Raw genomic sequence first — 8,515 nt, forward strand, 5'->3', positions numbered from 1 at the left:
TGCGGACCACGCATTCGGGTGGCGCCGAGCTGACGGGTATCGGTGAGGACGGGACGCCGTCCGGACGGGGGAGACCCCGGAGTGGGGCTAGCCTGTTGTTGCGAATCGTTCGCAAGAACAGGTGGGGCCCTGGAGAGGGGTAGCAGGAATGACCGGGACGACACCGAGGACCGACGGCCGGACCCGGCAACCGTGGCGGGCGTTCCTCAGCAGCCTGACGGCGGCCGACCGGCGGTCGTTGTGGGGCATGGCCGGGTTCGTCGTGCTGCTGCACGTCGTGGGCCTCGGTCTGCTCTTCGTCGCGGTGGTCCCGGAGCACTACCGGCTCGGCGGCGAGCACCCGGTGTTCAGCGTGGGTGTGGGGGTGCTCGCCTACACCTTCGGGCTGCGCCACGCCTTCGACGCCGACCACATCGCAGCCGTCGACAACACCACCCGCAAGCTGCTCGCCGATGCGTCGGCGACCGGACGGGCGGACAGACCGTTGTCGGTCGGGTTCTGGTTCTCCCTGGGGCACTCGACGATCGTGTTCGTGCTGTCCTTCCTGCTGGCGGTGGGGGTCAAGGCACTCGCGGGTCCGGTCGAGGACGACAGCTCCGTGCTCCACTCGATCACCGGGGTGATCGGCGCCTCGGTCTCCGGGATCTTCCTGTTGGTGCTGGGTCTGCTGAACCTGGCCGTGCTGCTCGGCATCCTCAAGGTCGCACGCGACGTCCGCGACGGGCGGTACGACGAGGCCGAGCTCGAGGCCCAGCTCGACAAGCGCGGCTTCATGAACCGCTTCCTGGGCCGGCTGACACGCACGGTGCGCAAGCCGTGGCACATCTACCCCGTCGGGGTGCTCTTCGGGCTCGGCTTCGACACGGCGACCGAGGTCGGGCTCCTCGTGCTGGCCGGGGGCGCGGCGGCCTTCAGCCTGCCGTTCTACGCCATCCTGGTGCTGCCGATCCTGTTCGCGGCCGGCATGTGCCTGATGGACACCGTCGACGGCGTGCTCATGAACGGCGCCTACGGGTGGGCCTTCGCGAACCCGGTGCGCAAGATCTACTACAACATCACGATCACCTCGATCTCGGTGGCGGTGGCGCTGGTGATCGGCACCGTCGAGCTGGTGGGAGTCGTGGCGGACCAGGCCGGGATCACCGCCGGACCCCTGGCTGCGGTGGCCGCCATCCCGCTCGACGACGCCGGCTACGGGATCGTCGGCCTGTTCCTGGTCGCCTGGCTCGTGGCCGTGCTCGTCTGGAAGGTGGGCAGGATCGAGGAGCGGTGGTCCGCACGCCTCGACGGTTGAGACGTCCGACGCGGATCGTGAGCAGGCGTGGAGAGGGATCGTCATGACGCAGGTCGCTGGACCCAGGACCGGACGTCGTGTCGTGGTGCTGGACACGGCACCACAGCCGGTCGACCGGATCTTCACCGCCGAGGCGCTCGCCCGCCTCCACCGTGACTTCGAGGTCCACGACGTGACGGGTGACGCCGATGTCCTGGACCGGCTGCTCCCCGAGGTGTTCGCGGTCGTCGGGCAGACGGCCCTGCCCGAGGAGCGGTTGCGCAGAGCGTCGAAGCTGCGGGCGGTCATGAACGTGGAGGGGAACTTCTACCCCAACATCGACTACCCGACCGCGTTCGCCCAGGGGATCCGAGTCCTGGGATGCGGTCCGGCCTACGCGCAACCGGTGGCGGAGTACTCCCTCGGCCTCGCGCTGGACCTGGCCCGGGGCATCTCGCGCGAGGACCGGGCCTTCCGTGAGGGCAGGGAGCGCTACCTCGGCGACGGGAACGACGACGCCGTGGTGCTGCGGCAGGCCGACGTGGGTCTGATCGGCTACGGCAACCTCGGGCGCGCACTGCACCCCCTGCTCGCAGCCTTCGCCCCGCGCATCCGGGTGTTCGACCCGTGGCTCCCCGCGGCCACCCTGCGTCAGGCGGGCCTGGAGCCGGCCGGGCTGGAGGAGGTGCTGGTGACGAGCCAGTTCCTGTTCGTCCTGGCGGCCGTGACCGATGCCAACCAGCTGCTCCTCGACGACGAGCGGCTGGGTCTGATCAGGCACGGGGCCCGAGTCGTGCTCGTCAGCCGCGCCGCCGTGGTCGACCTCGACGCCCTGGTCGCGCGGGTGGCCACCGGGCAGTTCCTCGCAGCGGTCGACGTGTGGCCCGAGGAGCCCGTGCCGCGCGAGCACCCGGCCCGGAGCACCGAGGGCCTGGTGCTCTCGGCCCATCGAGCCGGGGGGATCCCGTCGGCGTTCCACGAGATCGGCGAGATGGTCCTCGACGACCTCACCCTGATGGCGAGGAACCTTCCCCCCGTGCGGATGCAGGCCGCCGCTCCCGAGCTCGTCGGCCGGTACCGGAACAGGCCAGCCGGATGAGGTGCGACGCCGGGCGTCACTGTCCGGCTCGGCGGCTAGCAGCGCGGGCATCCTGCCGTTCGCGGTCCGGGAGCAAGGGTCGGCGGGTGCGGGGGTCCACCCCCGCCCCCGGCTAGGACGTGGTCGTCCCGGTGTCGCCCCCGGCGCCGCCGGCTGCTCCGCCCCGTCCCCCCATGCCGGAGACGAGGTCGTTGAGGGTGGTGCCCGTGCTGGTGGTGGTGGACCCGACCACGCTCTGCCCGACCTTGAAGGCGCTGAGGGAGGTGGCGGAGGCCTGGTCGACCATCAGGTGGGTGGACCCGGTGGCGGTGTAGGTGGTGGTGCCGCTGGTGGTCTTGAGGGTGACGGTGTTGCCGGAGATCGCGGTGATGGTCCCGGCGAGGTGGTACTGGGTGGGGGAGAAGCCGAGGTTGCCCGAGCCCCCGCCGGCCGCGCCCTGGGCACCGCCGGCCTGGGCGGAGGATCCGGGGCCACCGGCAGCGCTCGCGGTGCTGCCCGTGCTGGAGCCCGAGGCGCTGAGCGCGACGGCCGTCCCGGAGGCGGTGACGACGACGGCTGCTGCGACGGCCGCGACCTTGGTCTTCATCCCGACGCGTCGACGCGGGGGCGCCGTCGCACCGAGGTCGCCCGGCGCGGGGTCGCCGTACGCCGTGTGGTCGGGCGCCCCGGCGGCCGCTCGGCCCGGGGGCACGTGGGTGGCGGAGGGCAGCGAGAGGTCCTGGTCGTGGCTGCGGTGGTCGTCGGCGTTCATGTCGTGCTCCTGGGGGTGTCGGTGGTGCAGAGGGTTCGGAGAAGGGGTGGGGGAGTGGGTGGAGGGGGTCAGGTGAGGTCGTAGACGGTGTAGCCGTCGACCGTGGTGGCCTTGTAGTGGGCTGCGACCCAGGTCGCGATCGCGCTGTTCCCACCGCCGGGGCCGCGACCTCCGCCGTTGCCGCCGGCGATGAAGTAGCCGACCTGTCCGGAGGCGACCCACTGCTTGAACTGGGCGAGCGACGGAGCCGGGTCGCCGCCGTTGAAGCCGCCGATCGCCATGACCGGCTTCTGCGAGGCCAGCTGGAGGGTGTTGGCGGTGTTGGAGCCGACCGTGGCGGCGGCCCAGCGGGTGGAGGTGGACTGGAGCAGGGCGGTCAGGGCCGTGCTGGCCTGAGAGCCGGAATCGGAGCCGCCTCCGAACCCGCCGCCTCCGCCGGGGCCGCCCGCGGACGAGCCGGAGACGGCGTACACGATCGTCCCGGTGTGCGGAGTCGCTGCGGTGGCGGTGGCGAAGGAGGCGGTGCCCACGCCGGTGGCGAGCAGGGCCCCGGCCAGGACGACCGCGGCGGTACGCCGTGTGCGGAGGTCGCTGAGGATCGGTGCGACGGCGGTGGCGGCGGCGACGGCGATGGCGGCGTACCCCAGCAGCGGGGTGACGTTGCTGCGCAGCAGCAGGACGGCCGACCAGACGGCGGTGACCACGACCATCGCCGCGCCGCCCCAGAGGGCCACCGGCTCGTGGCGTCGTCGCCAGGCCAGGGCACCGACGATGGCGGTGGGGGCGGCGAGGGCCGGCGCCAGGGCGAGCGTGTAGTAGGGGTGCTCGCCGCCCTGCATCTCGCTCAGCACGGCGGCGGTGACCAGCAGCCACCCGCCCCACAGCACCAGCGAGGCGCGGACCAGGTCGGTGCGCGGCGCCCTGCGGGTCAGCCACGCGCCGAGGACCAGGGAGAGGAGTGCGGCGGGCAGCAACCAGCTGATCTCGACGGCCATCTCGCCCTGGAGCAGCCGGGCCCAGCCCGGGGTGCCGGCGAAGTTGCCGCCGCCCCCACCGCCGCCGGCCGTGCCCGCGGAGCTGCCGAGCAGCCGTCCGATGCCGTTGTAGCCCAGCGCCAGCCCGAGCTCGGAGTTGTCCCCGGAGCCGGCGATGTAGGGCCGTGACGACGCCGGCCAGAGGGAGACCAGGGCGACGAACCAGCCGGCGCCGACCACGGTCGCGACCAGCGCGGCCAGGAGCTGGAGGAGGCGGCGACCCAGGCGCGGGGGCCCCGCCAGGAGGTACGCCGAGGCGAAGCCCGGCAGCACCAGGAAGGCCTGGCCCATCTTGGACAGGAACCCGAGGCCGACCACGGCGCCGGCCAGCACCAGCCACCGGGTCGCGCCGGACTCCAGCGCGCGCACCACGGCGTACGCCGCGACGGTGAGCAGCAGCACGAGCAGCGCGTCGGGGTTGTCGAAGCGGAACATCAGCACAGCCACCGGCGTGATGGCCAGGGCGGCGCCGGCCACGAGCCCGGCGGCCCGACCGCCGACCCGGGTCACGGCGGCGTGCAGGACCCCGACGGCCGCCACGCCCTCGAGCGCCTGGGGTGCCAGGACGCTCCAGCTGGAGAGACCGAAGACCCGCACCGAGAGACCCATCACCCACAGCGCGGCCGGGGGCTTGTCGACGGTGATGGCGTTGCCGGAGTCCAGGGACCCGAACAGCCAGGCCTTCCAGCTCCGCGACCCCGCCTGCGCGGCGGCGGCGTAGAAGTCGTTGCCGTAGCCGCTGGCGGACAGCCCCCACAGGTAGAGCAGGGCGGTCCCCGCGAGCAGGGCCAGCAGGGCCGGCCTCGCCCAGCGCGGATCGTCCTCACCGCCGAGCAGGAGTCGTCGGCCGCGGCCGACGGTGGTCGCCCGGTGGGGCTCGGGGAGGTCGTGGTCGGTGGGGCGCCCGGGGGTCCCGGGGCGCGCGACGGTGGAGGTCGACATCAGGCGACGACCGGGGGGACCGTACGGCGTGCAAGGCGCGAAGTGCTCATGGCGAGGAGCGTGCGACCGGTGCTCGTGCGCCTTCTGTGCGCTCCGGGTGTGGTGTCTGTGACCCGCCCCGAGCAGCTCCTCGTGGCGCGTCGCACCCGCCACGGGGATCTGGACGCGGCCGTGCACCACAGAGGTGCACAGGCTGTTGAAGGCTGGCGTTCAGGTTCGGTGCGTACGGTGCGCCGAGACCGCCCTCCTCCCCATCGAAGGCAGACGACATGAGCACGCAGACCACCCGGCAGGCCGACGCCCGCGTCGCGCCCGGCCGGAACCCCCTCTTCAGCGCGCTCGTGGGGCTGACCACGCTCGCGATCTTCCTGCAGACCGTGTGGGCCGGGATGATGATCCGCGAGGGCAAGGACTACAACGCCACCTGGGTCAGCGTCCACGACTGGGGCGCCCGCGTCGCCTTCGTCCTGGCCCTGGTCGCCACCGTCGTGGCGATCGTCAAGCTCCGCTCCCGCCGCGACCTGGTCATCGGCGCGGCCGCGCTCGCAGTCCTGATCTTCGCCGAGTCCTACGTCGGCGGGCTCGTCGGCGACAAGCCGGGCGCGGTCGCGCTCCACATCCCGCTCGGCGCTGCGATCCTGGCGCTGGCGGTCTGGCTGCCGTTCCGCGCGACCCGCCACCGGTAGTCCGCCGGTGACGGTGTTCGCCCTCGGTGCCAGGGAAAGCGCAGGTGGAGACGCCGAAGTGGGACGCCTACTGTGGCGGCGTGGAGCCGACCGATCTCGAGGGCGTCCTGGAGGCCTGCCGGAAGCTGACAGCGCGGCGTTTTCCCGACGATGACCACCGGGGTGCGACGGCCATGCTGCTGGCCGATGGTGCCGTCCTGACCGCGGCCGCACCCACGGCGGTGAACCCGTCCGTCGAGGTGTGCCACGAGGTGGAGCCGTACTGCGGCGCCTACCAGCTGGGGCAGGCGGTAGGCGCGAGCGTTTGCCTGCACCGGGAGCCGGGTGGGCGCACGGCGGTGCTGAGTCCGTGCGGTGTGTGCCGCGAGCGCCTGGCCGTCCACGGGCCCGGTGTGCTGGTGGCGGTCGCCGACCCCGACGATGCGACCGTGCCGGTGTGGAAGGAGCTGCGTGATGTGCTCCCCAACGACTGGATGACGGCCTTCCCGTCGGAGGTCGACCCTGCCTGGACCACTGGGACGGGTGGGTGAGGTCGTGCCGCTGACCAATCCCTGGCTGTCGGGGCCGACACCGACCCAGCGGTGTCCGCGAGCGCTGCTCGAGGAGCGGATCCTGAACCTGTTCTCGACCCACAACCTGATGGTGGTGGCGACCATCGCGGCCGACGGATCGCCTGCCGCGACACCGGTGCGGTTCTTCTCCCTCGGGTTCGAGGTCTTCTACACCAGCTGGGAGGCCTCGCCGAAGTCACGCAACCTGCGGCGGGACCCGCGGGTCTCGGCGGGGATCGTGGCTCCCCTGGTCGGTCAGGCGAGCAGTCGGGGTGCCCAGCTGTTCGGGACCGCTCGGACCCTGCAGCGCGACGACCCGGAAGCTGACGGTTACTGGGAGGCGGTGCGGTGGCAGTCCGACCACGTCGAACGCGGGCGTGACGTCGCGGATGCGCCGATGGATCCGCTCACCGTGATCACCCCGCACCGGATCGTCTACACCGAGCACTGGCTCCGCCGAGACGGCTACGCGCCGCGACAGGTGTGGCAACCCTCGGAGTGACGAGCTGACCCCACGGATCCGCGCGTCGGACGAGATCGCAGGGGTTCCGTCCACCCGCAGCCCCGCTCACGACGGCGTCCGTGGAGGCTCGGACCCGCGCGGTGCGTCCTGGTGCTCGGCCGTGGCGGGAGGAGTCCATCGCATCGACGCTCTCGGCAGGTCGGGAGCGGGGTCGGAGCGGAGCCGGCCGTAGGTCAGGACGTCGATGCGTTCGGCGCCGATCAGGAACTTCTGGCGCTCGACGCCCTCGCGCACGAACCCTGCGGCGGCGGCGATCCTCGCGGACGCCGGGTTGTTCGCCCGGTGCCCCAGCTCGAGTCGGTCGAGTCCTGCTGTGGTCAGGGCCCAGTCGGCCACCGCGGCAGCGGCTCGGCTGACCCGGCCCTGTCCTCGGGCGGCCGCGTGCATCCAGTACCAGAACCAGCCACTGCGGTTCAGCCGGTCGACGGAGACCACGACCAGGCCGACCAGGACGTCGTCCGGACCGGTGATCGCCCAGGGAAGGTGGGCACCGTCGGGGTCGAGCAGCCGGTCGACGTAGCTCTGGGCCTCCGACAGGTCCCGGACGGTGCCTTGGCGTTCCATCTGGGGATCCGAGGAGAAGGCCGCGAGAACAGCGGCGGCGTCGTGGTGCCGCAACGGGCGCAGGGCGCCACTCGGTGGCACCTGGTCGTCGCTCATCGAGACCCCCTCGCAAGGCTGACGGGAGCCTACGACGCCGGCCGCGTGCGCAGGTGTCTTGGACCTGCTACTCGCTCCAGCAGGCGACGACGGCGGCCGCGATCGAGTACGCCGCCTCGCTGGCGGAGTACCCCTTCGGCAGCTCCGTCCTGCGCAGGTCCGAGGCGTCCACGACGAGCGTCTTGCCGTCCTTGAGGAAGGCCACCTGCCCCGCCTTCGTCTCCAGGGACGGGAGACCGAACCCCTCGACCCCGCGGATGGGGGTCGCCCCCGTCAATCGGCCGCGGAGGTCACGGAAGTACGCCGCCCCGTCGCTGTGGGCCAGGGCGTCCTGGACGCTGAGGCGCAGGACCCCGCCCGGCACCTGGTAGCGGCAGGAGTAGGTCCGGGTCCCGACCGCCCACGAGCCCTGCCCCGTCACGGCCCGCGGGAGGGCGAAGGTGCGCTTGACGGCGTCGCGGATCTCGTCGGAGCAGATCATCGTGGCGGGCTGCGACGGCGTCGTGCTGCCGCCCATGTCCATCCCCTTCATGCTCGGGGACGCGCTCGAGCTCGGGCTCGCGGAGGCGGTGGGGGAGGACGGGGAGGCCCCGGCGCCCGGACCGCCCTGCTGACCGCACCCCGCGCTCACGGCCACGGCGACGAGCACCGCGCTCGTCCAGGCTCCCCGGCGGCGTGCTGTCGTCCCGTGTCGGTCCATGCCAGGTGGTTCGGCGCGGAGGCCGGTTCGGCTTGGTCCGAAAAAAAGTTCGTGATGTCGCCAATCCGTCCTCGCCGATGTGACGAAGCCCACCGGTCAGAGCGGCACGACGACGATCCGCACGCAAGGACCGGGCTGTACCGCTAGCACCTCCGGAAGGAATGCTCCAATGCGCAAGGCACTTCGCACCCTCGTCCCGCTGGCGGCAGCCGCCGTCCCGTTCGCCTTCATGGTGTCCCCGGCCTCCGCCGCCGGCAACGACACCTACCAGGCGACGCTGAACCCCCTGAACGGCT

The 8,515-nt window shown here is 72.5% G+C and carries 9 protein-coding genes; 5 read left to right on the forward strand and 4 right to left on the reverse strand.

Annotated features, from left to right (window positions below; all coding sequences use genetic code 11):
• Positions 1–148 precede the first annotated feature (148 nt).
• Both nicT and ACYVDA_RS18530 read left to right on the forward strand, forming a co-directional pair.
• The gene (gene nicT, locus ACYVDA_RS18525; RefSeq protein ID WP_460819964.1) at positions 149–1,294 is read left to right on the forward strand and encodes a Nickel transporter NicT; all 1,146 of its coding nucleotides are present in this window, start codon (positions 149–151) and stop codon (positions 1,292–1,294) included.
• Positions 1,295–1,337: 43 nt separating this feature from the next.
• The gene (locus ACYVDA_RS18530; RefSeq protein WP_460819965.1) at positions 1,338–2,372 is read left to right on the forward strand and encodes an NAD(P)-dependent oxidoreductase; all 1,035 of its coding nucleotides are present in this window, start codon (positions 1,338–1,340) and stop codon (positions 2,370–2,372) included.
• 112 nt (positions 2,373–2,484) lie between these two features.
• Here the strand turns inward: ACYVDA_RS18530 and ACYVDA_RS18535 are convergent, their stop codons facing one another.
• A complete protein-coding gene (locus tag ACYVDA_RS18535) occupies positions 2,485–3,123 on the reverse strand; it encodes a hypothetical protein (protein WP_460819966.1) in 639 nt (212 codons plus the stop codon).
• 68 nt (positions 3,124–3,191) lie between these two features.
• Positions 3,192–5,099: a glycosyltransferase family 39 protein gene (locus tag ACYVDA_RS18540; RefSeq protein WP_460819967.1), complete on the reverse strand. Its 1,908-nt coding sequence runs from the start codon at positions 5,097–5,099 to the stop codon at positions 3,192–3,194.
• 269 nt (positions 5,100–5,368) lie between these two features.
• Between ACYVDA_RS18540 and ACYVDA_RS18545 the strand changes: the two genes are divergently transcribed.
• The 3 genes from ACYVDA_RS18545 to ACYVDA_RS18555 all read left to right on the forward strand — a co-directional run bounded on the left by ACYVDA_RS18545 (position 5,369) and on the right by ACYVDA_RS18555 (position 6,838).
• Positions 5,369–5,785, forward strand: coding sequence for a hypothetical protein (locus ACYVDA_RS18545; RefSeq protein WP_460819969.1), 417 nt, complete (start codon positions 5,369–5,371; stop codon positions 5,783–5,785).
• Between the two features lie 80 nt (positions 5,786–5,865).
• Positions 5,866–6,315 carry a cytidine deaminase gene (locus tag ACYVDA_RS18550; protein WP_460819970.1) on the forward strand — a complete coding sequence of 150 codons (450 nt, stop codon included), beginning with the start codon at positions 5,866–5,868 and terminating at the stop codon, positions 6,313–6,315.
• Between the two features lie 4 nt (positions 6,316–6,319).
• Entirely contained in the window at positions 6,320–6,838 is a 519-nt protein-coding gene (locus ACYVDA_RS18555; protein ID WP_460819971.1) for a pyridoxamine 5'-phosphate oxidase family protein, read from the forward strand.
• Between the two features lie 66 nt (positions 6,839–6,904).
• Here ACYVDA_RS18555 and ACYVDA_RS18560 read toward each other — a convergent pair whose 3' ends face one another.
• Together ACYVDA_RS18560 and ACYVDA_RS18565 are read right to left on the reverse strand one after the other, a co-directional pair.
• A complete protein-coding gene (locus ACYVDA_RS18560; RefSeq protein ID WP_460819973.1) occupies positions 6,905–7,519 on the reverse strand; it encodes a GNAT family N-acetyltransferase in 615 nt (204 codons plus the stop codon).
• Between the two features lie 67 nt (positions 7,520–7,586).
• Positions 7,587–8,036: a hypothetical protein gene (locus tag ACYVDA_RS18565; RefSeq protein WP_460819974.1), complete on the reverse strand. Its 450-nt coding sequence runs from the start codon at positions 8,034–8,036 to the stop codon at positions 7,587–7,589.
• Positions 8,037–8,515 lie beyond the last annotated feature (479 nt).

The organism is Nocardioides korecus (assembly GCF_054778395.1).